Genomic DNA, 25907 nt, shown 5'->3' on the forward strand with positions numbered 1-25907 from the left:
TACCGTTCCTCCCATGACAGACGGGCTGACCGTGGACGAGGCCCTGCGGGCCTTGGCCGCCCTGGAGGCGGCGTGGAAGGACGACGACGAGGCACTGTCCGCCCTTGCGGCGGGCGGGGCTGATGAGCGGTCGCTGCCGGCGCTGGTCGCCGCGTACGGCGAGCACGCGATGGACACCCTGATGGCCCTGGCCTTCGGCCTACGGTCCACCATGAGCGACGAGGAGATCGCCGAACTCTCGGACGCGGTCAGCGCCAACATCGGCGCCCGGATGAGCGCCCTGGTCACCCAGACCCTCAAGGCCTGGGGCGCGGTCGCCGCCCCGGACGACCTCAAGGTCACCAAGGCCATCGCCCGCACCGTGATCGACGCGATGCGAGCCGTGACGGAGGAGCCCAGCAAGACCGAAGTCCTGCCCCTGCTGGCGACCTTCCGCACCTACGCCCTCAACGACTCCTGAGACGAAGGCCTTCGGCGCGGGCTTCGAGACCTCTCGAAGCCCGCGCTTCCGTGCGCGCTGTAGCCTCCGTCCGTGACCGAAAGCCCGCCGCCTCACCTTCAGATGCTCCTGGACGGAACCGACTGGGCGTCGCTCGCGACCCCATGCGGGACGGGCGAGTCGCTGCCGGCGGCGCTGACTCGTCTCCTCGACCCGGACCCGGCCGTCAGGGCGGCCGCCGCCAAGGATGCGCTCGGGCAAGTCACCCACCAGAACAGCATCTACGAAGCCACCGTGCCGGTGGCCCGCTACGTCGCTGCCGTCCTCGGCCACCCGGCCATCACGGTGGGCGACTTCGGCCTCGCCACCGATGAGCCGCCGCACAGCCCGACCCTCGTGAAGCTGCTCGCCTGGCTCGGCGACACCGCCTACGACGCCGACGATGAGGTCGTCGCCATCGGCGAACGTCACGACGAGGATTTCCTCGACGAGTATCGCGAGATGCGCGAATTCCGGGACCAGCGCCCGATGTTCTTCTCCGCCGTAGGCCCCCTCCTCGACCACGACAACACGGAAGTCCGCGACACGGCCCTGGTCGCCGCCATCCCCCTCTCCGAACACCCGGCCCTCACCGTGCACCGGACCGAACTGGTCAGGCACGCCCGCCGCCTGCTGGCCACCAGCACTGACCGCCGTCATCGGGACCGGGCCCTGGATGCAATGAGGGCTTGGGGCCACGACACCAGCGGCCTGGAGAACTCGCCCGACATCGAGGCCCGCGAACGCTACGCCCGCCTCAGGGCCGCGCGCGCTTCCTGGACCAGCGGATACTCCGAAGAGCCACCGTTCTAAACCCGGGCCTGGCGGGAACGCCTATCGCGATATATCGTGAGTTCCCAGCCGCGCCGCCGACGGCGTCGCACGAAGACCTTCGTCGACCTCAGGACGGGAAGTATGCCGGGAGAGATCTCGCCCGCCGGGATGCGTTCCGGCCACAACTCGCAGCCCGAGATGCGGGCCTCGCACGCGGACCGGGACCGGGTGGTCGACCTGCTGAGCGGCGCCGCGGGCGAAGGCCGACTGACGGCAGACGAGTTGGACCAGCGCCTGGAGGCCGCTCTGTCGGCGCGGACGGTCGGCGAGCTGGCCGAACTCACCGCTGACCTGCCGCCCGCGCCGGTCCATGCCGGAGGGGTTGCAGCGGAGGCCAAGGACGTCCTCCGGATCGACCAGATGTTCAGTCCGGTCCAGCGGGTGGAGCGCTGGGTGGTGCCGCGACGGCTGGAGCTCTGCACGCAGTGGTGCGAGGTGACACTCGATTTCACCCAGGCGGTGATCACGCACGACACCTTGCAGATCGATCTGAGCATGGTGGGCAAGAACCTGACACTGATCGTCAGGCCCGGCATCGTGGTCGATCCCGACGGCCTGAGTCTGGAGTTCAGCAAGCTGAAGAACAATCAGGCTCCGGACCCCGATGTGCCGGTCGCGCTGCGGGTGGAACTGGTCGGCCATAAGAGCTTCGGTCGTGTGGTGGTACGGCAGCCACGGAGGACGGGTGGCCGGTGGCTGCTGCGAAAGCCCGCAGCCCTGCCGGCCGGCGACTGACCGCTGTTCCGACCTTCGGCGCGGGCTTCGAGCGCTCTCGAAGCCCGCGCTGTTGCTATGTGTGAACCCTCATCCACCCGGCAGCGAGCGCGAATCCGCCCGTGGAGACGGCGAGGAAGGTGAGGGCGCATACGAGTGCGCTCGCCGAGTCGGGAATGCCCTCAGGAATCACGAGGACGGCGACTCCCGCGATCACAAGGCTTCCGACGACGATGACGCCGGCGGCGACTACGGCCGCATACCTCTGCGGAGGACGACGACCAGCCGCTCGATGACGTCCGGTCGTGCGGCGCCGAGGTCGATCAGGATGACGCCGGTGGCCTTGGCCGAGCGCCAGTCGATGCCGAGGGAGGGCAACTTGACGTCGGCGGCGTGCAGGACGGCTTGGAGGTCGTCGAGGATGTCGGCCGCGATGCGACGGTCCTCGGTTGTGATCCTGTCGATCATGCTGCTCACGGGGCATCTCACTCTTCTGCGTTCGTGATCCAACGCGCTTCGGTGTCCCACTCGATGCCGCCGCCGAGCGGCCGGAGGAAGGCGCGCCCGTGCTGCCAGCCCATGAAGGCGGCCCAGCATCCGGAGCGGACGTCGAAGACCCGCTCGCCGATGGTCGAGGGTCGGTAAGGCTGGGACGGCGGCGCCACCCGCCGCGCGGGCGGCGCCGCCGGGGCGATAGTCGCGGCGCTCAGCCGCGCTTCGGGAACGGAGTCGCCGCACTGCGGGCAGCGGCAGGACGGAAAGTTCCGCCGCAGGATCACTGAGCGAACACCTTGCGATCAGCCGGTGATCCGGGTCCGCTGAGCTTCGCGTTACTCGGCCTGCTCCGTGTGCGACGCGCCGGTACCGCTATCGAACTGGGCGCCCCCAGACAACAGTCGGTGCTGGTGGCCCTCCTCCTCCTCCGGCCCAACGCGGTTGTCACCACCGATGAACTGATCGCCGACTTATGGGGCGACGAACCGCCCGGTTCGCCCGTCGTCGCCTTACGCTCCTACATGTCGCAGCTGCGGAAGCTGCTTGAGCCGGTACGCGAGAAGCCCACCGTGCTGCTCTCCCAAGCCGGCGGCTACCGGCTGACAATCGAACCGGACCACATCGACCTCTGGCGGGTCAGGCAATTCCACAAACTCTCCGCGCGGTGCTCCGCCGAACACCCGGAGCGCGCCCGCGACCACCTACGGGAAGCCCTCTCACTCTGGCGCGGGGAACCACTCGTCGGCCTGCCAGGACCGCTCATGCACCGCGAGCGGCAACGCCTTTCAGAATTACGCCTCACGCTCCTGGAGGAGCGCCTCACCCTCGACGATCCCGCCGACCACCTGCCCGAGCTAAAAGCTCTGACCGATGAACACCCGTTCCGCGAACGCCTACAAGCGCTACTCGTCCGCGCACTGCACCGGAACGGCCGCACGCCCGAGGCGCGTGCGACCTACGACGCGCTTCACTCCCGCCTGGTGGAACACCTGGGAATCGAACCGGGACCCGAGCTCACCGCCCTGTCCCAGGAGCTCGACGGCAGCAGCGGCGCTCCCGACCAACTCCCCTCCTCACCAAGCCACTTCACCGGCCGACAGGACCACGTCACCCGGATCACCCGAGCGCTGACCAACCGAGCCGCCTCCGGCCTGCGCCTGGTGACCGTTGCCGGCATGGCCGGGGTCGGGAAGACAACCCTCGCCGTACGAGCCGCCCACACCCTGCGCCCCGACTTCCCCGACGGCCGCCTCTACGCCGACCTTCGCGGCGCCGACCTGGTCCCCGCGAGCGCGTCCGACATCCTCGCGGACTTCCTCACCGCACTGGGCATCCAGGCCTCCGCCATTCCCAAGGACCTCGCCGGCAGGTCCACCCTGTTCCGGACGGCCAGCACGGGGAAGCGGCTGCTCATCCTCCTGGACAACGCCCGCGATGATGCCCAGATCCAGCCGCTCCTGCCCGGCTCGTCCGACTGCGCCGTCATCGTCACCAGCCGCACCGTGCTCAACAGCGTGCCGTCGGTCCTCCACCTCGCGCTGGACGTCTTCACCGAGCAGGAGGCGATCAGCCTGCTCGACTCGGTCATCGGCACGACACGCCTTGACCCGCAGCGCCCCCAGGCCGAGTTGCTCGTCGAGGCCTGCGGCCTCCTCCCCCTGGCCGTACGAATCGCCGCCGCCCGCCTCGCCGCCACCCCGGACCAGCCGATCGCCGACCTCGTACGGCGCCTGGCCGACGACCACGAGGGCATCGCCGCGCTCCGCACCAGCGACCTCGCCGTCGCCCAGGTCTTCGACCTCAGCTACCGTCTGCTCCCACCGCCCCTCGCCACAGCCTTCCGGATGCTCTCCTGGGTCGAGCCGGACATCGGCCTGGCGTCAGCCGCCGCCGTCCTGGGCCTGACGGGGGACCAGGCGGAGCGCCTCGCGGAGGCGCTGGTGGACCAGGCGCTGCTGGAGTCGATCGGCGCCGGACGCTACCGCTACCACGACCTGGTGCGCGCCTTCGCCCGCCGGACGTCCCTGCAACTCGGCGACAACGAACGAACGACGGCCCACCAGCACCTACTGACCCTGCTCCTCACCCACGCCCGTACGGCCTTCGCCCTCGCCGTCCCCGGCGACCCGGTCGCCGACGTCTTCGGCGAGCGGCATCCCCAGCCGACCAGCCGTCCGACCTTCGCGGATGCGGCCCTGTCCCGGATCCGCACCGGTCACGCGGCCGGTGCCGTACACACCTGTCAGCAGATCCTCGCCGAACCGGGCGGAACCGCCGACGCCGCGATGACGGCGTACGTGCACTACGTCCTCGGCCTCGCCTACCAGGTGCTGGGCCGGCTCGGCGACGCCGCCGAGCAGATGCGTTCCTGCATCGGCTGCGCGGGCCCCGCCGGGGACCTGGACCGCGAGTCGGCCGCCCGGAGCCGCCTGGCCGACATCCTGCGCCTGATCGGGCGGGTCGACGAGGCCGTACAGGAGGCGGAGCGAGCTCTGGATCTGGCAACGAAAGGTGGGCGACAGCGCGAACGCGCTCTCGCCCACCTGGTGTTGGCCAACACCCTGACCGCCCGTGGCGACCATGCCCTCGCGCGAACTCACGAAGCGGAGGCGCACCTGCTGCTCAGCCGGCTGAGCGCCCCGGAGTCCGCCGACGCGAAGTCACTGCTGACCGCGCTGGCCACCGGCGACGGATCCGTCACCGTCGACTGATCCCTCACCGCCCTCGGATGATGAGGCCGGTGCCGTTCCAGATGATGTGCCCCGACAGACTCTGCACGTCGTCCGACCCGCCGCAGGCCCGCGCCGGCGGCGCGGTCGGCGAGCCGTGCCGTACGGGATCCCCCGCCCCCACAGCGAACGCACCCGACACCGCCGCCAAGACCGCCGCACCGGCAACCGCCGCGCGGACCACAACCGTTCCAAACACTGCTGACTCTCCTTGCTCACGAGTGACTGAAGCGCCCGCACGCTCGCAGGAGCCGGTAGACAACCGGTCAACGCATCCGCCCCGGCGCCGGCCGGCGAATCCCGGTGGCGCCCGGCGGAGCGTTCGTAGACCGTCTACCGCCGTCGGTGACTGTTGAGCCCAGCGCGGACCGGAAGGTCCACGCATCACCTCACCGACCACGGAAGGAACCACCCCGTGAAGACCATCAAGAAGGCTGCTCTCGGCACGGTCGCCGCCCTGGCCCTCGCCATCGGCGTGGCCGGCACCGGCACCGCCAACGCCGACGTTCCCGGCGGCAGCACCATCCTCTACCCGGGCCAGTGCATCAGCCCGAACCACTACATCGCGGCCGGCAACACCCAGCTCACCTTCCAGAACGACCGCAACATCGTCGTGTCGTACGCGGGCACCCCGACCTACCAGTTCCCGGGCACCTGGAACGCCGCCCAGCAGCTCTGCATGCAGACCGACGGCAACCTGGTCGCGTACGACACCGCCAACCGCCCGGTGTGGAGCATGGACGGGGAGTCCCAGGGCCACTACTACTCCGGCGACATCCTGGCGGTGCAGACCGACGGCAACGTGGTCGTCTACCAGAACTACGGCAACGGCCCGGCGCTCTGGTCGACCCACACCAACCGCTAGGACTCGCTCCCGAGCGGGAATGACCTCGACGCCGTGATCCGGGCGGCCTGAGGAGCGCGCCGTGGAGGTCGTCCATTCCCCTGTGGGACGACCTCCCGTGCGCTGGATGCCGCGATGGTGCTCCGGGCTGATGCACCGTGGCGGCATCCGGCTGAGGCGTCAGGAGGCCCTCCTGACGCCTCATTGACTCCCAGGCTCCCCCGGCGTGAACCCTGGAGATTCCCACCACGCTTCGCGCGGTCCAGCCGCGCGTGGGCGTGCTGGTCGTCTCCTCTTGGCGGGTGGCTTCGCGTGACGGCCCGGGGAAATCCGATGGTGCGATGCAGCTCCGGCATCAAGAATCGCCGGATGCATGAAGTGAGACTGTCCGATGGGATCGTCACTCTGTCCCCACTGCGCCTGGATGATGTCGAGGCCCACCTTGCGGGCGAGGACGAGCTGCTCGTTCGCTGGCTCAACGGCGGTCCCGGCACCCGGGAGGGCGTTGCAGCGTACTTCCAGCACTGCCGGGAACAGTGGGAGGCATCCGGGCCACTGCGCGTGTTCGGCATCCGGGTCGACGCCGACGAGGTGCTCGCGGGGACGATCGACTTGCGGTTCGCAGGGGAAGGTCTGGTTCCCGGCCAGGTGAACATCGCGTACGGCCTCTACCCGTTCTGGAGGGGGCGCGGCCTGGCAACCCGCGCGGTCCTCCTGGCCTCCCGGTACGCGGCCGGCGAGGGCGGGGCGGAGGCGGTGATCCAGGTGGAGCCGGAGAACCCCGCATCTGCCGCAGTGGCGCGGCGGGCAGGGTTCACCCCTGGCCGGCAGACGCACAGCAAGGACGGCACGCGGTTCGACCGGTACACCCGGGACCTGCGCGCCGCCATCCAGTGACGGCCAGCAGCTACGGGACCACCCCTAGTGCCCCTCCTGAACCGGGAACGGGCCGGTCCCCCAGTGCAGGCGGGCCGGACCGCCGCTCGGCCGGTCGCTGTGCAGGTGGCGGCGGCCCTCGCCGAGCGGGCCGAGGTCGAGGGGGGCCAGGGCGCCGTCCGTCAGGGCGGCGGCCTCGACGTCGGTGAGCGGCAGGATGGCGACGTAGGAGGCGTCGTCGCCGCCCGCCCAGTCGGTGAACTCGGTCCGGATCCAGGCGAAGCGCTGCCCGCAGGCCAGGCAGCGCCGAACCGAGACGGTGAAGTGCGAGTCCTGGACGACCGCCGTCTCGTGCGCGAAGCCCTCGCGCTGACGCCCCCACACCTTTTGCGCGTCCTCGCCGCAGCAGGCCGCGCAGCCGAACCCCGTGCCCGGCTCGTCCATCTCGTCCGTTCCCCCGTTTCCCGCGACCCCGAGTCGTGGCTCCCGCGCAGGAAGTCGGCGGGCCCGACTGCCTGCGCGGCGGTCATCGTGCCATGGACCGGGAGACGTCCCGCGCGTTCGCCACCAGCAGCGGGTCCATCGGTTCCTCGTCCACGGCGACACCCGGCCCCCTATGCCGGGCGGGTGGCCCCGATCTGCAGCAGGGCCGGCGTCCGGCGGCGCGGCATGCCCCGGTACGGGCAGTGCACCGCGTCCTCGTCTCCGGCCGCCCAGCCCCGAACCCACGGCGCCAGCGAGCCGTCGTCGATCCGCAGGGTGCCGTCCGGCAGCAGTCGGCCGACGGTGTTGGAGGGGTCGGAGAGCGCCACCGTGCACTTGGCGACGGTGCCGTCGGCCCGGATCACCAGGGAGTTGGGGCGCGCGGCGTAACAGACCTCCAACCCGTCGGCGCGCGGCGCCGGAACGCCTTCGTACGCGATGGCCTCGAGCTCGTCCAGGGTGTGGCGGCGCGCCTCGGACGAGAGGATCTCCATCGCGCCGTCGTTCGGCCCGCCCATCCGCTCCACCGGCTTGAGGTGGAGCGTGAACCGCTCGTCCCGCAGGAAGGTGTCGCGCAGGTGCGCGATGAACTCCGGCATCAGAGGCAGGTTGGCGGGGGTGAGGTGTACCCGCAGCAGCACGCCGACCGGCAGGCCGCCGTCCCTGATCGCCAGCAGGTTGCGCCAGATCCGGTCGAACGAACCACGGCCGTCCGCGCGGAGCCTGGTGGTGTCGTGCGCGGCAGCCGGGCCGTCCAGGGAGATCTGGTACTGCCCGACACCGAGGGCCGCGAGGTCGCGGGCGGCCTCGGCGTCGAGCAGGTAGCCGTTGGTGGTCATGTCGGCGTGAAACTCGAAGCCGTCCCGGTCGGCGGCCAACTCCGTTGCGTGGGCCGAGACTTCCTCGACGATGCCGCGTGCCAGCATCGGCTCGCCGCCGAACCAGGAGAGGTGCAGGCGCCGCAGACCCGCCGCGCGCCGGTCGATCAGCCGCTTGAGGGCCGCGACCGTGGGCTCGCCCATCCGCCCGACGGCGAAGTCCTCGTAGCAGTAGGTGCAGCGGAAGTTGCACTGCTCGGTGGGGAGGACGATCAGGTGCAGGATCTGGTTCGTCAGGGACGCCGCGAGCTGCGCCTGGAACGCCGGGGATGTGCTGCGCCCCGTACCGGGCGCGGTGAGGGTCTGCGTCATGTCCGTCACTCTCCTGGGCCGCGGCCGTCCGGCTACTGTGCCAGCTCGCTGCCGCAACCGCGGACCAGGTTGGGGCAGATGTTGGTGACGACGTGGCCCTGCGGCGGGGGGTCGAAGGGAATGTTGCCCCCTGAGCCGACGAATCGTTCCGCCAGCTCAGGTGAGTTGATGACGATGCGGCCTTGTTCATCCAGCGTGACGTCGGCGCCGCCGTTCTTGCCGGGCTGCGGAGTGCTCATGGCGACTCTCCTTGTAGAGAACTTGCGGGGAACGCGCGAGGGCTCGGGCCCTCGTCCCGCCGTTGACTCTTCCGCACACCATCGACCTCTGCCACTCCTGGCGGGCCGCCCGGACGACGGGCTCTAGCCCGCCCGCGCGACCTCCGGGTTGTCGAGCAGCAGGTCGTGCCCGACCTCGCTGAGCGCGTGCCGGACCTGTTTGCCCTCCCGCCGGGTGGTGATCAGCCCGGCGGCGCGCAGGGCGGCGGCGTGCGCGGAGGCGGAGGGCGGGGTGATGCCGAGCAGCCGGGCGAGTTCGGTGGTGGAGCAGGGGCCGCCCTCGATGGCGCGCAGGGCGCGGGCCCGGGCGGGGCCTAGGACGGCGGCGAGGCCGTCGGCAGCCGCGGGCGAGGGCTTCGCCGCGGCGGCGCCCCGGGAGGCGAGCGGGTAGACCAACAGGCTCTGGCGGCCTTCGGCCAGCAGCAGGCCGATCCCGTTCTGCACGAAATAGTTGGGGCGCAGCTCCAGTCCGCGGCCACCCAGGGCGAAGTCGCCGGAGAGGTCGCCGAGGGCGCACTCCAGCACCCCTTCGTCGCGCCAGCGCGCGTTCGGGTGCAGCGAGTCGAGCATCGCGCCGGCGCCGGCGCGGGCCGCAGTGCGGGCGCGGTCGGCGATGTCGGCCTCCAGCTGGCGGCGGATCTCGGGCCAGTGGGGGGCGAGGCAGCTGCGGAACAGGGCCCAGGCGCCGTCGGCGATCCGGCGCAGGCCGCGGGTGCCGTCGTCGCGCAACCGGGCCAGCGCGGTGGGGAGTTCGGCCTCGCTGCCGTACATCGCGAGGTCCTGCTCGAAGGTCTGCTGCGGGACGGCGAGGACCGCGTCGAGTTCGTCGGTGAGCTGACGGCGGACGGCGTCGAGGTCCGCGCCCATGAAGTTGGGGACCCCGGCGGTGCTGGCGTTGACCAGGTCGAGGAAGGGGGCGGCGCGGTGCGGGACGTGGCGCCTGATCTCGCGCCACCAGCGGTCGCGCCGCAGCCCGAGGCACTCGTGGACGCCGTTCTGGGCGGTGCCGGTCAGCAGGTGGTCGAGCGGTGAGACGGCGAAGCGGGTGTTGGCGAGGTCCGTGACCCCGAACCTGAGTGCGAGCACGAACCCTCCCCGGTTCTCCGCAAGGCCCTGACCTGGTGCTTCTTTGACCTTTAGGCCCAGAGGCTAATGCATGGCCGCCCGGCCGCCGAGGTTGGCATCCTTCCCGGAGTCGACGCCCGGGGCCCCCACCACGAGGGGAGTGGGGGCCCCGGGCGGCATCGTCGCGTCACGGCACCGAGCGCACCGCCCCGGCCGCCGGACCCGCCGTCGAGGGCGGTCGTTCACGCTCGGCCTCTTCGCGCTCGGCCTCTTCTCTTCGGACCCTGTTCGATATACGGTACAAAACGCTTGTTACGTACCAGGCAGGTCAGCGCAGCCAAGCGCACCACACCCCCCGCCCTCATCTGGAGAGTCCGCAGTGACCGAGCCCACCGAGCCCATCAAGTACCGGAAGAACGGTCTCACCCGCGGGGTGACCGAGGAACTCGCCGAGAACATGAAGCAGGGCTGGGCCGACACCGAGCGCCACGGTCTGGAGCCGATCCCGCAGGCCGCGCACACCGAGCGCCGCCGGGCCGCGCTGTCCGCCGCCTTCCCCGGAGAGCTGCTGGTCGTTCCGTCCGGCAACCCCAAGGTGCGGGCCAATGACACCGACTACCCGTTCCGCCCGTCCTCCGACTACGTCTACCTGACCGGCGACCAGTCCCAGGACGGCGTGCTGGTGCTGGAGCCCACCGGGGCGAGCGGCCACCGGGCCGTGGTCTACCTCCGCGGCCGCTCCCGGACCGACAACGGCGAGTTCTGGCTGGACGGCCACGGCGAGCTGTGGGACGGCCGTCGCGACAGCCTGATCGAGAGTGAGCAGCTGCTCGGCCTGCCATGCCGGGACGTGCGCACCGTGCGCGCCGACCTGGCGGCGGCCGCCGGCCCGGTGCGGGTGCTGCGCGGGCACGACGCGGGGGTGGAGGCGGCGCTCCGCGACCGGACGGATGCCGAGCAGGACGCCGAGTTCGAGATCTTCCTCTCCGGACTGCGCCTGGTCAAGGACGAGTTCGAGATCGCCGAGCTGCGCTTCGCCTGCGACGCGACCGCGCGCGGCTTCGAGGACGTGGTGCGCGTCCTCGGCACCGACACCGAGACGCCGGAGCGGCTGATCGAGGGCACCTTCTTCCTCCGGGCCCGGATCGAGGGCAACGACGTCGGCTACAGCACCATCGCCGCGGCCGGTCCGCACGCCACCACCCTGCACTGGGTGCGCAACACCGGCCAGGCCCGCCCCGGCGACCTGCTGCTGCTCGACGCGGGCGTGGAGACCAACAACCTCTACACCGCCGACGTGACCCGCACCCTGCCGGTCTCCGGCCGCTTCACGGACCTCCAGCGCAAGGTCTACGACGCGGTGTTCTCCGCCCAGGAGGCCGGCATCGCCGCGGTCCGGCCCGGCGCGGACTTCCGCGACTTCCACCACGCCGCGCAACGCGAGCTCGCCGAACACCTCACCTCCTGGGGCCTGTTCGGCGACCTGACCGCCGACAAGGTGTACGAGCTGGGCCTGCACCGCCGCTTCACCCTGGCCGGCACCGGCCACATGCTGGGCATCGACGTCCACGACTGCGCCCACTCGCGCACCGAGGAGCACGTCGACGGGCAGCTGCAGCCGGGCATGGTGCTCACCGTCGAGCCGGGCATCTACTTCCAGCCCAACGACCTGACGGTGCCGGAGGAGTACCGGGGCATCGGGGTGCGGATCGAGGACGACATCCTGGTCACCGAGGACGGCAACGAGAACCTCTCCGCCGCCCTCCCCCGCCGCTCGGACGAGGTCGAGGCCTGGCTGGCCGGGCTGCGCGGCTGACGCCGGCAGCAGTGCGGCACCCGGGACGCACAGTCCCGGGTGCCGCACCCACGGGGCTACTTCAGCTTGCCCAGCGCCTTGACCATCCGCTGAACGGCGCCCACGACCTCCTCGGCCGGGCGGGCGGTGAAGCAGAGCCGGTAGAAGCCCGGGACCGGGTTGTACATCACGCCGCCGGGCAGCAGGCTCACCTCGGTGGGCCTGGCGGCGAGGTAGCGGAACAGCCACTCCTCGTCCGGGTCGAGCCCGTCCGGCCCGATGACCGGCAGTTCGATGTGGTCATGGTCCGCGCGCCTGCCGAGGTACTCGGTCAGGTCGAGCCAGAAGAACATCGCGGAGTTGTCCCCGTCCCGGTGGACGTACTTGATCCCCGCCTTGTCCAGTGCGTCCTTGACGGCGCGGAAGCTGTCGCTGAGCAGCCCGGGGTACTTCTTCATCGCGTACGTCGTGTACCGCTCGCCGTTGTGGTGGGCGCTGAGCAACTCCCCGATGACGTAGGTCTTCAGCGAGTCGAACGGGGTGAACCACGGAAACTGGCGGGTGCGCTCGGCCGGATCGTTGCTGCCCAGCATGATCCGCTGCACCGCCGGGTTCTTGGAGACGACGAAGCCGGTGCGGAAGCCGGACAGCCCGAAGTCCTTGGCGAAGCCCCACACCACGTGGATCCGGTCGGCGAAGCCCGAGTACGCCCGCAGGGTCACCGCGCTGGTGAACGGCGTCTTGGCGGTGTCGAGTTGGGAGTGGCAGTAGATCTCGTCCGAGATGATGTGCATGTCGGTATAGGCCATCACCCAGGCGTAGATCTCTTCGAGCAGCTTCTTGTCGTAGTTGACGCCCAGCGGGTTGTGCGGGTTGGTGAGGACGAGCAGCCGCGGACGGTGGCCGGCCTTCTGCCGCGCCTCGTAGGTCTCGATGAGCCGGTCCAGGGTGAGCCGGTACCGGTCCTTGCCCTCGGTGGGCAGGTTCACCGGGACGCACTTCAGCTTGGGCCGCTCCTCGAAGGACCAGTTGAAGCCCTGCCAGTACGGCGCCGGGATCAGCACCTCGTCCTTCGGCTTGAGCGCCGGCGTGCCCGTGCCCTTGCGCATCAGCCCGAAGGCGATGCACTCCAGCGCGGAGGAGACCCCGGCGCAGCCGAAGACGTCGTTCTCCGCGACGGTGCGGCCGAACGCCCGGCCGAGCAGGTCCGCGACCTGCCGGCGCAGCTGCGGGATGCCTGCCGGGGCCATGTACTGGATGTTCCGCTCGGGGATCAGCCGTATCTTCTTGAAGACGTCCGCGTCCATCGACTGCTGGTACAGCAGGACGTTCTCCGCGACGGACAGGTTGATCGCGGTGTCCGGCGCCAGGTGCTGGTGGTAGAAGGCGAGGGCCTGCTCGAAGTCGGTCAGGCCGGCGAGGACGTCGGCGGCCGCATCGGGCGCCGCGAGCTTGAGGTCGTTCTCGGTCATGGTCATGGTGGTCCCCTGTCGGGTGGGCGGGTTCGATCACGTGACGGAACGTAGTCGTACGCACACGCGTCGTCCTCAGCGGACCACGCCCCGAGGACGGCCGCCAGCGCGCGGCGGCCGTCCGAATGGGAACGCTCAGGCGGGCAACGGCTTGACCCAGCGGCTCCACTGCGGTTCGGGCCGGTAGCCCGCGGCCTGCCAGGTGCGGTGGCCGAGGGCGTTGTCGTCCAGCACCATGGCGTCGGCCCGGCGGCCGCCGAGCGCGGCGAAGCGTTCCTCGGCGGCGGCCAGCAGCGCGGCGCCGATGCCCCGGCGGCGGTGCTCGGGGTCGACGGCGAGGCGGTAGAGGTGGCAGCGCCAGCCGTCCCAGCCGGCGATCACGGTGCCGAGCGGGGTCTTCGGGTCGTCGGCCGGGGTGGCGACGATCAGACAGTCCGGGTCCCGGGCGAGCAGCGCCGCCACGCCCGCCTCGTCGTCGGTGATGCTGGCGCCCTTGGCGGCCCTCGCCCAGAGGGCGAGCAGCGCGGGGATCTCGTCGGGGGTGGCGGTGCGCAGCGCTATCCGCGCGGGCAGAGCGGTCTGTTCGGTCATGACGGCCTGTCTAGCAGTCTGATTCGTCGCGCTGCCGGGAATTCCGGCTCATGGGCGGTCAGCCCAGGCGCCACACCGTGGTGGTCTTCACCGCCGTGTCCTCCAGGTCCGCCACCACCGGCACCTGGTAGGCCGCCACCGCCGTGAACCGCTCCCGCGGCAGGTAGGCCCGCCCCGGGTCCCCGACGATCACGGTGGCCCCGCGCGCCGCCGCCCGCTCCAGGAACGGCAGGAAGCGCGCGGCCATGGCCCGTTCGTAGAACACGTCCCCGGCCAGCACCACCTCGGCCGGCGCGCCGTCCCCGTCCACCAGGTCCACCAGCGCGCCGTCCACCCGCACGCCGTTGGCCTCGGCGTTCAGGCCGATCGCGGCCACCGCGTAGGCGTCGATCTCGGCCGCCCGGACGGACGTGGCGCCGCGCAGCGCAGCCGCAACCCCGACCAGTCCGGACCCGGCCGCGATGTCCAGCACCGCGCGACCGTCGACCAGTTCGGGGTGGTCCAGGACGTAGCGCGCGACCGCCACCCCGCCGGCCCAGGCGAACGCCCAGAACGGCGGCGGCAGTCCGACCTCGCCGCGCTCGCGCTCGGTGGTCTCCCACAGGGCGATCGCCTCCTGCGCCATGTGGAGGCGGATCTCGGGCACGAAGGGGACGGGCGACAGCGCGGTCTCCCGCCGGATGAAGGCGAGGTCAGCGTCCACCTGAAGAGTTCGCAGCTCAGTCGGCATGCCCGCAGCATAGGGCCACGGCGGCGGACCGATGCCCGACCGGCGGCCTTCCGGTTGGCCCCTCTCCTCGGAGTCCGGGAAGCTCCGGCCGCATCACAGTCCGGGAAGCTCCGGGCCGCATCACGATCCGGATGCGCCGAACGGGGGCGCGGCTGGACGTCCCACCGGATGGCCGTCTACATTTCTGTAGACGTCGGAGGCGCACGGCATCACCCCCCGGACAGCCGTGCGCCTCCGACCTCCTGTCGGCTACCGCGGCGCTCGTCGGCGCCCCACCGGCTCAACCGCGCTCGTCGACCACCCGCTTGATCTTCCCGACCGAGCGCTCCAGCGTGTACGGCTCCACCACCTCGGCCGCGACCGTCACGCCCACGCCGTCCTTCACCGCACGGACGATGGCCGCCCGCGCCGCCGCCCGCTGCTCGGCCGGCGCCTCCGGGCGGGCCTCCACCCGCACCGTCATGTGGTCCAGCCGCCCCTGTCGGGTCAGCCGCAGCTGGAAGTGCGGGGCGACGCCCGGGGTGCGCAGCAGGATCTCCTCGATCTGGGTCGGGAAGACGTTCACCCCGCGCAGGATGATCATGTCGTCGCTGCGCCCGGTGACCTTCTCCATCCGGCGGAAGGACGGCCGTGCGGTGCCGGGCAGCAGCCGGCTGAGGTCACGGGTGCGGTAGCGGATGACCGGCAGGGCCTCCTTGGTGAGCGAGGTGAAGACCAGTTCGCCGCCCTCGCCCTCCGGCAGCACCTGGTCGGTGAAGGGGTCGACGACCTCCGGGTAGAAGTGGTCCTCCCAGATGTGCAGTCCGTCCTTGCTCTCCACGCACTCCTGGGCGATGCCGGGGCCGACCACCTCGGAGAGGCCGTAGATGTCGACGGCGTGCAGGTCGAGCCGGTCCTCGATCTCGCGCCGCATCTCCTCGGTCCAGGGCTCGGCGCCGAAGATGCCGACCTTCAGCGAGCTGGCGCGCGGGTCGACGCCCTGGTTCTCGAACTCGTCCAGCAGGGTCAGCAGGTAGGACGGGGTGACCATGATGATCTCGGGCCGGAAGTCCTGGATCAGCTGGACCTGGCGGGCGGTCATGCCGCCGGAGGCCGGGATGACGGTGCAGCCGGCCCGCTCGGCGCCGTAGTGCGCACCCAGCCCCCCGGTGAACAGCCCGTAGCCGTAGGCGATGTGCACCTTGTCGCCGGGCCGGCCGCCGGCCGCGCGGATCGAGCGGGCGACCACGTCGGCCCACATGGACAGGTCGTTCTCGGTGTAGCCGACCACGGTCGGGCGCCCGGTGGTGCCGCTGGAGGCGTGGATCCGGCGGACCCGCTCCATCGGGACGGCGAACATGCCGAAGGGGTAGCCCTCGCGCAGGTCGGCCTTGGTGGTGAAGGGGAAGCGGGCGAGGTCGTCCAGGGTGCGGCAGTCCTCGGGGCGCACGCCGGCCGCGTCGAACCTGCGGCGGTAGAGCTCGACGTTGTCGTACGCGTGCCGCAGGGTGGCCCGGAGCCGGTCGAGCTGGTGGGCGCGCAGTTCGTCGACGCTCATCCGCTCCCCGGTGTCCAGGAGTGCGGGTGGAATCGGCTCCCCCAGACGTCGACGCGGGTCGGGTGCGCTGGCGGTCATCGTCGCTCCTTCGCAGGTCGGCCGATCCAGGAGGCCCAACCGATCGTTCGGTCAGGGCAAGCCCAGGCCAAGTAATCCAGCACCCGAACCGCCTGTCAAGGGATCGCGCAAGGGTCCCGGAATGCGAAGTTCCGGCACCTTCGTACCAGGATCGCTCCACCCGCTTGGCTGGCCGATATGAAAATCATTACGGAATTTTGACCCGTAGGCGGCCGCTTCCGGCCCGGACGCATGGTTCAGTAGTGCGGCTTCTCCCCTGCACCCCGGAGTGATCACCTTGGCCTCGACTCCTGCGCTGGTCAGCGCGCTGCGCGAGCTCGGCGACCGGCCCGCCGTCGTCGCCGACGGGCGCGCGATCAGCGGCATCGGCCTGCTGCTCGGCGTCTCCCCGCCGGGCGGCCTGCCCCGGGCCCTCGCCGAACGCGTCGCCGAGCACGCCGCGCTGCCGCCCTCCGCCGCCCGCACCGCCGAACAGCGGCTCCGGCACTGGGCGGGCGTCCTCGGCCCGCCGCCGATCCGGCACACCGTGCTGCACCCCGCCACCGACCTCGCCGTCGAACTCGCCCTGGCCACCCTGCTGGCCGGCGGCACCGTGCACTGCGCCGACCCCGAACAGCGGGCCGACGAGCAGCTCGCCGCCCTCGCCACCAACGGCACCACCCACCTCAGCCTGCCCTCCGCCCTGCTCTGGCGGCTCAGCCGGCAGCCCGGCCTCACCGAGCACGACCTCAGCGCGCTGCGGCTGGTCCTGCACGTCGGACCCGAGCCCCGCCAGGACGACGTGTACGCCGCCGTCGACGCGCTCGGCGCCGTCCTCGCCCACGTCCGCGCCCCGCACAGCCAGGCCGAGGCCGCTGACCGCCGGCTGCGCGCCGACGCGCAGGCCGCCACCGCCGCCGCCTGGAAGCACAGCATCGGCGTCACCGCCGAGCAGGTCACCGAGTTCGGCGCCCACCTCGACCGGGCCGTCCTCACCTCGCTGCTGCACGCCCTCCAGCAGGCCGGCGTCCTCACCGACTCCGCGCACGGCTGCTCCGAGCCCGAACTCCTCGCTACCGCCCTGGTCACCCCCGCCCAGCGCCCCCGGGTCGGCCGCTGGCTGGACGCCCTCGCCCGGCACGGCCTGATCGCCCGCCAGGACGGCGGCGCCCAGGGCCCGACCTTCCACGGCGCGCCCGAAGTCAGCGCCGCCGAGGTCCGCGACGCCTGGCGCCCCGCCGTCGAGGCCTGGGCCGACGGGCTCGGGCCGGCCGCCGCCCTCGACCGGGCACGGCGCGGCGCGCTGCGGCTGCCCCGGCTGATCACCGGCGAGGAGGCGCCCCGTCCGGCCGCCGCCCCGGTCCGCTGGGCCGCCTCCCGCGGCTACCTCGGCGCCGCCGTCGGCGCCCTGGTGCGCGGCACCGCCGAGGCCCACGACGGGACGGAGCCGCTGCGGGTGCTCGAACTCGACCGCGACGGCGCCGAGACCGCGATCACCCGCGCCCTGGCCGCCCGCCCCCGGCAGAACGCCGAGCACCACCTCGCCCCCGACGGCGGCCGCTACGACGTCGTGGTCGCCACCGCGACCGGACGGCCCGAGGAGGAGGTCCCGGCCCTGGTCGACCTGCTCTCCCCCGGCGGACGGCTGCTGCTGCTCGCGCCCACCGTCGAACAACTCGACGTGCTGATCACCGGCGACGCGCGCGGCCTGACCGCCCACCCGGCCGAACGCTGGCGGACCGCGCTCACCGCGGCCGGCTGCCCGACCGTACTCACGCTGCCGGAGGACGGGCACCCGATGGGGCTGCTGGGGCAGCGGCTGTTCGCCGCCCGAGTGGACTGACGCCGAGCCACGGCTGCCGAGCCACGGCTACCATCGGGCCCATGGTCGCTTCCGTGCGCTCGATCCGCTCCCGGGCCTCACTGGGCTCGATCGCCTCCATCGGTTCCATCGGCTCGCTGCTGTCGATCGGCTCGGTCGGCTCGGTGCTCTCCGTCGGGTCGGTCGGCAGCGTGCTGTCGATCGGCTCGGCCGGCTCGGTCTTCAGCGCGCTGTCGGCGTGCTCCTGGCTGAGCGTCGGCTCGCTGCTGTCGGTGCGCTCGCGCTGGTCGGTACGGGGGCTCCGGGCGGTGCGCTCGTTCCGGGCGGTGCGCCCGGCCGGCCCGTGCGGTCAGCTGGTGGGCAGGGGGCCGCGCCCGGGTCGCGGGCCGTCCGGGAGCGGGCGGTGACGTCCCGGCACCCGGATGCGGGCGGCCCGTGAGCGACTCGTGAAGCCCGGATCACACGGCACCACCCGATCCGTACCATTTCGATACCGAAGCCCGGATGAGCTGCGGGAATCCTCGCCCCGCAGGGCGGTCCCCGGGTAGGCTCCGGCATGTCCTCCGGGCCCTCGCCCGGGCGGCCCTCGCGCCGCCCGTACCGCGTTCCGGGGGCACCTCCCCGCGGGCCATTCGGTGGGCTCCGCGCACTCGACACCGCGCGCCAGGGCAGTCGCGCGAACGGCGAAGGGCATCGCATTGGCGGATCGGCTCACCGGAGGAGACTCCTCGCTGCTGCGGCGGATCAACGCCGCGGTCACCCTTCGGGCGCTGCGGGCCGGCCACTCCGTGACCCTCACTCAGCTCGTCGGCGAGACCGGACTCTCCCGGCCGACCGTCGAGGGCGTGATCGAGGGTCTGGTCGAGACCGGACTGGTGGCCGAGGTCGAACAGCCCCGCGAGGACGGCCAGTCGGGCACCGGCCGCCGCGGCCGCCCGGCCCGCTGGTTCCGCTTCCGCGCCGAGGCCGGGCACATCCTCGGCATCGAGATCGGCGTGCACGGCATCCGGGTCATCCTCGCCGACCTCACCGGCGAGGTGGTGGGCAGTCACTTCAAACCGGTGGACGAGACCCTGGACGCCGAGGACCGGCTCTCCGCCGTCCGCACCGCCGTCGCCGAGGTGCTGCGCAAGGCCGGGATCTCCCGGGACAACCTGTGGGCTGTCGGCACCGGCACCCCCGGCATCGTGGACCGCGAGGGCACCGTCCAGCTCGGCACCGCGATGCCCGGCTGGACCGGCCTGGACCTCGGCGCCCGGCTGCGGCGCTCGTTCCGCTGCCCGGTCCTGATCGAGAACGACGCCAACCTCGCCGCCATCGCCGAGCACTGGCAGGGCGCGGCACTCGGCGCCGACGACGTGGTCTTCGTGATGGCGGGCCTGAGCCCCGGCGCCGGCTCGCTGATCAACGGCAAGCTGCACCGCGGCTACGGCGGCGCGGCCGGCGAGATCGGCGCGCTGCACCTGCTCGGCCAGGAGGTCACCCCGGAGAGGCTGCTCTCCACCACCGGCAAGCCGCTCAACCCGCTGGACGAGGCGGCGGTCGCCCGGGTGCTGCGGCTGGCCCGGGAGGGCGACGAGGTGGCCAAGGTCGCCATGGACCGCTTCCTGACCCGTCTGGTGCAGGGCGTCGCGGCGCTGGTGCTGGCCATCGACCCGCAGCTGGTGGTGATCGGCGGCTGGGCCGCCGGACTGGACGGCGTGCTGGAGCCGCTGCGCGAACGGCTGGCCCAGTTCACTCTGCGCGCCCCCGAGGTGGCGCTGGCGGCGCTGGGTTCGGAGGTCGTCGCGATGGGCGCCCTGCGGGTCGCCCTGGACCACGTCGAGGACCAGCTCTTCGCCGTCGACCCGCCCCGTCTCTGACCGGCTCCGGGCCCGGACCCCCTACCCCTTCAACGGCAACGGCAACGGCCCGGACGCCACTTGGGCGCCCGGGCCGTTGCCCGAGGGTGTCGGGAGATGGTTCAGGAGGCGGTGCGGACCTCGGCCGCCGCGCCGACCGGGGTGACCTCGACCAGGCCGGCCTCGCCGAAGGTCAGCTTGCAGGTGTCCGCCCGGTAGGTGGCGACGGCGAGCGCCACCAGCCGGCCCGCCGAGGCGTACTGGGTGGTCATGACCAGCACCGGGGTGCCCGGGGGGCGCTCCAGCAGCAGAGCCTCCTCGGCCTCGGCGACACCGAGCTCGACGGCGCGGGACTCGCCGTCCACCTCCAGTCGCTCCAGCTGGCGCAGCACCGAACGGGCGCGGTCGCTCTCGGCCCGGAAGCCCGGCAGGTGCGGCAGCGCGGAGGCCGGGACGTGCAGCGACTCGCAGGCCATCGCACGGCCCTCGACCAGTCGGACCCGACGGACGGTGTGCACGGTGGCGCCCTCGGCGATGCCCAGGTTCTTGGCCAGCTGCGCGGAGGCGGGGGCGGTGGCGCAGTCGACCGTGCGCCAGGCCTGGCTACGGCCGGCGCCGGGCCAGCCCTCCTCCTGCCGGTTCACCGGGACGCCGACCCGCGGGGCGGCGATCAGGGTGCCGATCCCCCGGCGGCGGACCAGGCGGCCCTCCAGCTCCAGCTGGTCGAGCGCCTGTCGCAGCGTGGCCCGGGCCACCCCGAAGCGGGCGGCGAGCTCGCGCTCGTTCGGCAGGACCTGGCCGGTGGAGAACTCCGAGTCGATGGCCCGCAGCAGCACCGTGCGCAGGTGCCAGTACTTCGGTTCCGGCACCGACGAAAGCTGTCCTGTCGTTCCCACCGTGTCCTCCACCCTGCTTCTGTCCGCCCTGACGAGGAGGGCGGATCCCCGGCCCGCTGCCCGCTGTTGCGGCAGGTGGGAGAGCGGGCCTTTATCCGTCCTTCTTTATTAAAGGTCCTTGCAGTAAGCGACCCTAGGTGTTGCGTCCGGAGATGGTCAAGACCAATGGTGCGGCTTGATGCGGCCGTCGCGGAGGTTCATGCTGCGTTCACGACAGCTGTTTTCCGGCGGCCCGACACCGCCTGCGGCAGCGCGTCACGCTTCGGCGCGGGCGAGGCCAGTCGGTAGGCTGCCCGGGTGATCGTGGTGACGAGTGTGAATGTGAACGGAATCCGGGCGGCGGCCAAGAAGGGCTTCGTCGAATGGCTGGCCGGAACCGAGGCGGACGTGATCTGCCTCCAGGAGGTGCGCTCCGAGCCCGGGCAGCTGCCCGTCGAACTGCGCGACCTGGACGGCTGGCACGCGGTCTGGGCCCCCTCCGCCACCAAGGGCCGGGCCGGCGTCGCCATCCTCTCCCGCCAGGAGCCGCAGCGCACCGTCATCGGATTCGGGTCGGAGGAATTCGACAATTCGGGCAGGTACGTCGAAATCGACCTGCCCGGCCTGACCATCGCCAGCCTCTACCTCCCCTCCGGCGAAGTCGGCACCGAGCGCCAGGACGAGAAGGAACGCTTCATGGCGGAATTCCTCGGCCACCTCACCGCCCTGCGCGCCCGCGCCGCCGCCGACGGCCGCGAGGTCGTGGTCTGCGGCGACTGGAACATCGCCCACCGCCCCGAGGACCTCAAGAACTGGAAGGCCAACCAGAAGTCCGCCGGCTTCCTCCCCGAGGAACGCGCCTGGCTCTCCCGCGTCTACGACGAGGCCGGCTACGTCGATGTCGTCCGCGCCCTCCACCCCGACCGCACCGGCCCCTACTCCTGGTGGTCCTACCGCGGCCGCGCCTTCGACAACGACTCCGGCTGGCGGATCGACCTGCATTGTACAACGCCCGGCATCGCCGCCAGGGCGGTCGAGGCCTACGTCGAGCGAGCCGCCACCCATACCGAGCGCTGGTCCGACCACGCCCCCGTCACCGTGGTGTACAACCACGACTTCTGACCGCCCACCGGGCTGGCGAGGCCGCCCGTGCGCCGTAGGAGCCCTGGGCGGGGAGAGCAACCGCTCCCCGCCCAGAGCTCCTGACTTTCCGACCGCGTGAAGCGCACCGCCCGGCCGCACCCAGACCGGGCCGGCGTCGCCGTCCTCGCCGTGCCGGGCGGATCACCCTGCGGCGGCGGGGAGCACCCGCCGAGAGCGAGAGCGGTCGTGGGACCCAGGCGGATCACCCCCGCGTCGGCGGGGAGCACGGCGAAGTCCCCTACGAGGACTGCCAGCTGGACGGATTGTCGGCAACGGCTGAAAACGGGCCGGTTTCGGCGGTTCAGTTGTGGGCCATCCATGGTCTCGCGGATGGTTGTCAGTTGTTGTCGTCGGTGGGGACGCGTCCGAGTTCGCGTCCTCGCATGCGGTAGGACTCGCCTTTGAGGGAGTGGACCTCGGCGTGGTGGACGAGGCGGTCGATCATGGCGGCGGCGACGGTCTCGTCGCCGAAGACCTCTCCCCAGCGCCCGAAGGGTTTGTTCGAGGTGACGATCACGCTCGCGCGCTCGTATCTGTTCGAGATCAGCTGGAAGAACAGGTTCGCGGCCTCGGCCTCGAACGGGATGTAGCCCACTTCATCGACCACGATCAGCGGGTAGCGGCCCAGCTTGACGAGTTCCTCCTGGAGCCGGCTGGCCTGGTGGGCGGCGGCCAGCCGGTCGACCCACTGGGCGGCGGTCGCGAAGGCGACCCTGTGTCCTGCCTGGCAGGCCCGGATGGCGAGCCCGGTGGCCAGGTGCGTCTTGCCCGTGCCCGGCGGCCCCAGGAAAATCGCGTTCTCCCGGGCGGCTATGAAGTCCAGTGTGCCCAGATGGGCGAGCTGCTGGCGCGTCAGACCACGCAGGTGGGCGAGGTCGAGCTCCTCGAGGGGCTTGATCGCGGGGAATCGGGCGGCACGGATGCGGCCCTCTCCTCCGTGGCTGTCGCGGGCGGAGACCTCGCGCTGCAAACAGGCGACAAGGTATTCGAGGTGGGTCCAGGACTCGGCCTCGGCGCGTTCGGCCAGGCGCTCGGCGGCGTCCAGCAGGGCCGGGGCCTTCATCGCGCGGGCGAGGAAGGCCAGGTCGGCGGCGGTCTGCCGGCCGGTGCGAGCGCAATGGTCCTCAGCAGGTCGCTTGTTTGTGGCGGCGGTGGTGCTCCGGTCGGCAGGGGCGGTGGTCGGGGTCATCAGGGATCTTCCTTTCCGGCTCCGCCCTCGATGAGAGTGAAGACGCGGTCGTAGGTGGCCAGCTCGCGCTGCTCGACCTCGATGCCGAGACCGTCGGGCGCCAGGAGCCGGGCCTGGGCCGCGGTGCGTGCGCGGGCGGTGTGCTGCTGGTGGACCTGGTCGCGCAGGCTCCCCCAGCGGCTGGGTCAACGTCGACGACGTCACCGTCACCCCCTCCGCGCCCAACGACCCGCAGCTCAGCTCGTCCAACGCCACCGTCACCGCGCTGTTCAACTGGGCCAAGACCAAGGCGAACTCCTTCGCCACCCAGCCGGGCGCCAGCGGCCCGATCAACGGTGATCCCAACAAGCAGGGCGTCTACTCCAACACCGTCTGGGCCGGCTACCCCTTCCGCCCCTACTACTACTCCCGCGACTTCGCCCACCAGTTGGTCGGCGCGCACCTGCTCGGCCTCGACGCCGCCAACAAGACCATGCTGCGCTCCTTCGCGGCCTCCGCCACCCCCGCCCAGGGCTACGACCCGTACTGGTCCGTCAACTTCGACGCCAAGACGCCCGGCGCGATCGACTACAACAGCCCGACCTCCTTCGTCCGCGAGCTCCCCGCCGCCTTCGAACTCACCCAGAAGGTCAACGACGCCTACACCTGGACCGGCGACACCGACTACCTCAACGACCCGGCCCTGTCCACGTTCGTCGCCAACACCGTCGGTCCGTACGTCAGCGGGCACACCGGCCCGATCGACAACGGCGGAACACCCATCGCCCAGGCCACCAGCGGCGACATCTTCCAGGGCGTGGCCAGCTACAACGAGAACGGCGCCACCCTCGCCGAATCCGGCGACGCCATCGGCTCCCAGTACCAGGCCTACCTGGCCGCCGCCGCCCTCGCCAAGGCCAAGGGCGACACCACCGGCGCCACCACGTACGCCAACAACGCGGCGCAGCTGAAGAGTTACTACAACTCCACCTGGAGCGTCGACCCCGCCAACCCCGCCAACGTGGTGCGCGCCTACGACGTCAACGGCACCGCCCACACGGACTGGGCAAGGAGAACTCCTGGTTCATGCCGCTGAAGGGCATCATGGACCCCGGCACCCGGCAGACCAGCTACCTCACCTTCATCGACGCCCAGGCCTCCGGCCCCGGCGCCCCGGACAACCTCGAAGCCGACACCTACCTGCCCGACGTCTTCTTCGCCCACAACATGAGCGCCACGGGCTGGAAGTGGATGCAGTACGTCTACGGCAACGTCAACGCCTCGCGCGGCAGCTTCCTCAACGCCGACTACCCCGAGATCTCCTACACGCTCCTCAGCCAGACCGTCCAGGGTCTGATGGGCGTCCAGCCCGACGCCGCCGACCAGTCGCTGACCACCACGTCCCAGCTCCCGGGTGACATCGGCTGGCTCCAGCTCGCCTCCATCCCGGTCGGAGGCGACACGGTGACCCTGCGCCACGACGGCGCCGCCACGTCCACGCTCACCAACACCTCCGCCACCGGAAGCCTCACCTGGACGGCCCGGTTCCCCGGCAACCACACCGGCATCACCGTAAACGGGACCACCCAGCCCGCCCAGACCATGACCGTCGACGGCACCACCTACACCTACGCCACCGTCACCGTCACCGCCGGCCGGACCGCAGTCGTCCAGGTCACCGGCTGATGTCCTCCCTCAGCCCCTGACCCACGGCGGGGCCGCCACCCTGAAGCGGCCCCGCCGTGCCCGCACGTCCAGCGGAACGGCGCAACATCCCACGGCCGGGTGCGTGGCAGGCGCGGTCACGCAGAAGGGGTCCCGTCCCTCGCCACCGCGCCTGCCGGAGCACTGGGTCAGCAGGCGAGCACCGGTGCCGCCCAGTCGACGTGGTCGCCTCCGTTGCCGTCGGCGACCACCAGGCGCAGAGTGGTGGCTCCGGCGGGGTCGACGCTCAGCTGCCTTGCCGGATCGACGCCGGTGAGCAGGCCGCTGGCGGCGAAACCCGCCCCGGCTCCCGACCAGCCCCTGCTGGACGGACGCGCCCGGAATCGCTGGCCCACTGGACGATTGTCACGTCTGGCCAAGCGGCTGGGCGGGCATACCACCGATATTCGGCGACGGGCCCGGCTGCAACTCCCCCACGAGTTCAACCGGACCCCCGCCGGCCACCGGGCCTGGGCGCGACTCCCCCCACGGAGCAGCGGCCGGGCCCGCATCCTGCTCAACCAGCGACACGCAGCGTACATGTCATCTCTACCCAACGCTACCTCGCGGCCGGGGTCGCCTGCCCCAACCTGGTACCGGCCACCATGACGTCCCATGATGCGCACAATTCCTCACCGCAAGAGGCTGGCCACCGCGGCCTCGGCACATCCGAACTCGGTACGGCTCGGTGCTGACCCGCCCACTCGGGGCGGTTGCGGAGAACTCGGTGGAGAAGCCCGTCGCGCTGGGCGGACTCGGGGTGGGAACCGCCATCACCTCCACCGCACTGCTCGTCGTACTCGTAGTACTGGTCGGCTACCAGACACGCACCGAGCGCCGGCAAACCCGCACGGTCGAGGTCGCTCCCTCAACCGTCGAGTAGCACGATCACCGGTCCGCCCACAGACGGTCCACGGCTCGGTCCGTGGGGGCGCTCAAGGCGACCTTCAGCTGAGCCCGTTCGTCGGACAGACCGATGCCGCATTGCTGCTCCGGATGTGGTGGAAGGGCTGAACCGTCGAGTGGGCGTCGAGTCTGATCACGTTGATCGCGGTGGCCGAGAAGGCGTGTTTGAGGTGGACTTTCGGCAGGCTGTGGCTGGTCCCTGGAGACGCAGATCACCAACGGCGACCACGTCGAGGCCGACCACGACTGCACCACCGACCAATAGCACCACCGCTTTGGG

The 25907-nt window shown here is 71.7% G+C and carries 27 protein-coding genes; 14 read left to right on the plus strand and 13 right to left on the minus strand.

Annotated features, from left to right (window positions below; genetic code table 11):
- Positions 1-13: 13 nt before the first annotated feature.
- From ACIRYZ_RS18855 to ACIRYZ_RS18865, 3 genes are all read left to right on the plus strand, one after another.
- Entirely contained in the window at positions 14-460 is a 447-nt protein-coding gene (locus ACIRYZ_RS18855; RefSeq protein ID WP_402945492.1) for a hypothetical protein, read from the plus strand.
- A gap of 72 nt (positions 461-532) precedes the next feature.
- Entirely contained in the window at positions 533-1291 is a 759-nt protein-coding gene (locus ACIRYZ_RS18860; protein ID WP_402945493.1) for a hypothetical protein, read from the plus strand.
- A 102-nt stretch (positions 1292-1393) separates the two neighbouring features.
- Positions 1394-2047, plus strand: a complete 654-nt coding sequence (locus tag ACIRYZ_RS18865) for a DUF1707 domain-containing protein (protein WP_402945495.1) — start codon at positions 1394-1396, stop codon at positions 2045-2047.
- Between the two features lie 228 nt (positions 2048-2275).
- On the opposite strand, the gene ACIRYZ_RS18870 is transcribed toward ACIRYZ_RS18865, so the two are convergent.
- Together ACIRYZ_RS18870 and ACIRYZ_RS18875 are read right to left on the minus strand one after the other, a co-directional pair.
- Entirely contained in the window at positions 2276-2503 is a 228-nt protein-coding gene (locus ACIRYZ_RS18870; RefSeq protein ID WP_402945498.1) for a hypothetical protein, read from the minus strand.
- Positions 2504-2511: 8 nt separating this feature from the next.
- Positions 2512-2805 (minus strand): hypothetical protein, encoded by a 294-nt coding sequence (locus tag ACIRYZ_RS18875; RefSeq protein ID WP_402945501.1) that lies wholly within the window; start codon positions 2803-2805, stop codon positions 2512-2514.
- A 120-nt stretch (positions 2806-2925) separates the two neighbouring features.
- On the opposite strand from ACIRYZ_RS18875, the gene ACIRYZ_RS18880 reads away from it, so the two are divergent.
- From ACIRYZ_RS18880 to ACIRYZ_RS18890, 3 genes are all read left to right on the plus strand, one after another.
- Positions 2926-5232 carry a BTAD domain-containing putative transcriptional regulator gene (locus ACIRYZ_RS18880; protein ID WP_402945503.1) on the plus strand — a complete coding sequence of 769 codons (2307 nt, stop codon included), beginning with the start codon at positions 2926-2928 and terminating at the stop codon, positions 5230-5232.
- A gap of 433 nt (positions 5233-5665) precedes the next feature.
- Positions 5666-6115: a hypothetical protein gene (locus tag ACIRYZ_RS18885; RefSeq protein ID WP_402945505.1), complete on the plus strand. Its 450-nt coding sequence runs from the start codon at positions 5666-5668 to the stop codon at positions 6113-6115.
- 312 nt (positions 6116-6427) lie between these two features.
- The gene (locus ACIRYZ_RS18890; RefSeq protein WP_402945508.1) at positions 6428-6991 is read left to right on the plus strand and encodes a GNAT family N-acetyltransferase; all 564 of its coding nucleotides are present in this window, start codon (positions 6428-6430) and stop codon (positions 6989-6991) included.
- Positions 6992-7015: 24 nt separating this feature from the next.
- Here ACIRYZ_RS18890 and ACIRYZ_RS18895 read toward each other — a convergent pair whose 3' ends face one another.
- From ACIRYZ_RS18895 to ACIRYZ_RS18910, 4 genes are all read right to left on the minus strand, one after another.
- Positions 7016-7414, minus strand: a complete 399-nt coding sequence (locus ACIRYZ_RS18895) for a hypothetical protein (RefSeq protein WP_402945510.1) — start codon at positions 7412-7414, stop codon at positions 7016-7018.
- Between the two features lie 170 nt (positions 7415-7584).
- Entirely contained in the window at positions 7585-8643 is a 1059-nt protein-coding gene (locus ACIRYZ_RS18900) for a radical SAM protein (RefSeq protein WP_402945512.1), read from the minus strand.
- Between the two features lie 32 nt (positions 8644-8675).
- Positions 8676-8882 carry a hypothetical protein gene (locus tag ACIRYZ_RS18905; protein WP_402945514.1) on the minus strand — a complete coding sequence of 69 codons (207 nt, stop codon included), beginning with the start codon at positions 8880-8882 and terminating at the stop codon, positions 8676-8678.
- A 123-nt stretch (positions 8883-9005) separates the two neighbouring features.
- Positions 9006-10007 carry an ArsR/SmtB family transcription factor gene (locus tag ACIRYZ_RS18910; protein WP_402945517.1) on the minus strand — a complete coding sequence of 334 codons (1002 nt, stop codon included), beginning with the start codon at positions 10005-10007 and terminating at the stop codon, positions 9006-9008.
- Between the two features lie 358 nt (positions 10008-10365).
- On the opposite strand from ACIRYZ_RS18910, the gene ACIRYZ_RS18915 reads away from it, so the two are divergent.
- The gene (locus ACIRYZ_RS18915; protein ID WP_402945518.1) at positions 10366-11802 is read left to right on the plus strand and encodes an aminopeptidase P family protein; all 1437 of its coding nucleotides are present in this window, start codon (positions 10366-10368) and stop codon (positions 11800-11802) included.
- 56 nt (positions 11803-11858) lie between these two features.
- On the opposite strand, the gene ACIRYZ_RS18920 is transcribed toward ACIRYZ_RS18915, so the two are convergent.
- The 4 genes from ACIRYZ_RS18920 to paaK form a co-directional block, all read right to left on the minus strand.
- Positions 11859-13259 carry a pyridoxal phosphate-dependent aminotransferase gene (locus ACIRYZ_RS18920; protein WP_402945520.1) on the minus strand — a complete coding sequence of 467 codons (1401 nt, stop codon included), beginning with the start codon at positions 13257-13259 and terminating at the stop codon, positions 11859-11861.
- A gap of 129 nt (positions 13260-13388) precedes the next feature.
- Entirely contained in the window at positions 13389-13844 is a 456-nt protein-coding gene (locus ACIRYZ_RS18925; protein WP_393028782.1) for a GNAT family N-acetyltransferase, read from the minus strand.
- 58 nt (positions 13845-13902) lie between these two features.
- Positions 13903-14574: a class I SAM-dependent methyltransferase gene (locus ACIRYZ_RS18930; RefSeq protein ID WP_393028780.1), complete on the minus strand. Its 672-nt coding sequence runs from the start codon at positions 14572-14574 to the stop codon at positions 13903-13905.
- A 280-nt stretch (positions 14575-14854) separates the two neighbouring features.
- Positions 14855-16189 carry a phenylacetate--CoA ligase PaaK gene (gene paaK / locus ACIRYZ_RS18935; RefSeq protein ID WP_402945524.1) on the minus strand — a complete coding sequence of 445 codons (1335 nt, stop codon included), beginning with the start codon at positions 16187-16189 and terminating at the stop codon, positions 14855-14857.
- Between the two features lie 277 nt (positions 16190-16466).
- Here paaK and ACIRYZ_RS18940 point away from each other — a divergent pair, with 277 nt between their 5' ends.
- From ACIRYZ_RS18940 to ACIRYZ_RS18950, 3 genes are all read left to right on the plus strand, one after another.
- A complete protein-coding gene (locus tag ACIRYZ_RS18940) occupies positions 16467-18011 on the plus strand; it encodes a hypothetical protein (protein WP_402945527.1) in 1545 nt (514 codons plus the stop codon).
- Positions 18012-18052: 41 nt separating this feature from the next.
- The gene (locus tag ACIRYZ_RS18945) at positions 18053-18397 is read left to right on the plus strand and encodes a hypothetical protein (protein WP_402945529.1); all 345 of its coding nucleotides are present in this window, start codon (positions 18053-18055) and stop codon (positions 18395-18397) included.
- 291 nt (positions 18398-18688) lie between these two features.
- Positions 18689-19852, plus strand: coding sequence for an ROK family protein (locus tag ACIRYZ_RS18950; RefSeq protein ID WP_402945531.1), 1164 nt, complete (start codon positions 18689-18691; stop codon positions 19850-19852).
- 101 nt (positions 19853-19953) lie between these two features.
- Here the strand turns inward: ACIRYZ_RS18950 and ACIRYZ_RS18955 are convergent, their stop codons facing one another.
- Positions 19954-20727, minus strand: coding sequence for a GntR family transcriptional regulator (locus ACIRYZ_RS18955; protein WP_402945533.1), 774 nt, complete (start codon positions 20725-20727; stop codon positions 19954-19956).
- Between the two features lie 297 nt (positions 20728-21024).
- Between ACIRYZ_RS18955 and ACIRYZ_RS18960 the strand changes: the two genes are divergently transcribed.
- Positions 21025-21828 carry an exodeoxyribonuclease III gene (locus ACIRYZ_RS18960; RefSeq protein WP_402945535.1) on the plus strand — a complete coding sequence of 268 codons (804 nt, stop codon included), beginning with the start codon at positions 21025-21027 and terminating at the stop codon, positions 21826-21828.
- A gap of 358 nt (positions 21829-22186) precedes the next feature.
- Here ACIRYZ_RS18960 and istB read toward each other — a convergent pair whose 3' ends face one another.
- Complete coding sequence (gene istB / locus ACIRYZ_RS18965; RefSeq protein ID WP_402945538.1) at positions 22187-23038, minus strand: IS21-like element helper ATPase IstB; 852 nt, start codon at positions 23036-23038, stop codon at positions 22187-22189.
- A 127-nt stretch (positions 23039-23165) separates the two neighbouring features.
- Here istB and ACIRYZ_RS18970 point away from each other — a divergent pair, with 127 nt between their 5' ends.
- Together ACIRYZ_RS18970 and ACIRYZ_RS18975 are read left to right on the plus strand one after the other, a co-directional pair.
- On the plus strand, positions 23166-24113 hold the full coding sequence (locus ACIRYZ_RS18970; RefSeq protein WP_402945540.1) for a hypothetical protein: 948 nt from the start codon (positions 23166-23168) through the stop codon (positions 24111-24113).
- A complete protein-coding gene (locus ACIRYZ_RS18975) occupies positions 24104-24703 on the plus strand; it encodes a hypothetical protein (RefSeq protein WP_402945542.1) in 600 nt (199 codons plus the stop codon). Before ACIRYZ_RS18970 ends, ACIRYZ_RS18975 begins: the two co-directional genes overlap by 10 nt.
- A gap of 167 nt (positions 24704-24870) precedes the next feature.
- On the opposite strand, the gene ACIRYZ_RS18980 is transcribed toward ACIRYZ_RS18975, so the two are convergent.
- Positions 24871-25077: an NPCBM/NEW2 domain-containing protein gene (locus ACIRYZ_RS18980; RefSeq protein WP_402945545.1), complete on the minus strand. Its 207-nt coding sequence runs from the start codon at positions 25075-25077 to the stop codon at positions 24871-24873.
- A 332-nt stretch (positions 25078-25409) separates the two neighbouring features.
- On the opposite strand from ACIRYZ_RS18980, the gene ACIRYZ_RS18985 reads away from it, so the two are divergent.
- Positions 25410-25604 (plus strand): hypothetical protein, encoded by a 195-nt coding sequence (locus tag ACIRYZ_RS18985; RefSeq protein WP_402945548.1) that lies wholly within the window; start codon positions 25410-25412, stop codon positions 25602-25604.
- Positions 25605-25907 lie beyond the last annotated feature (303 nt).

The organism is Kitasatospora sp. NPDC101155 (assembly GCF_044768305.1).
GTDB lineage: Bacteria > Actinomycetota > Actinomycetes > Streptomycetales > Streptomycetaceae > Kitasatospora.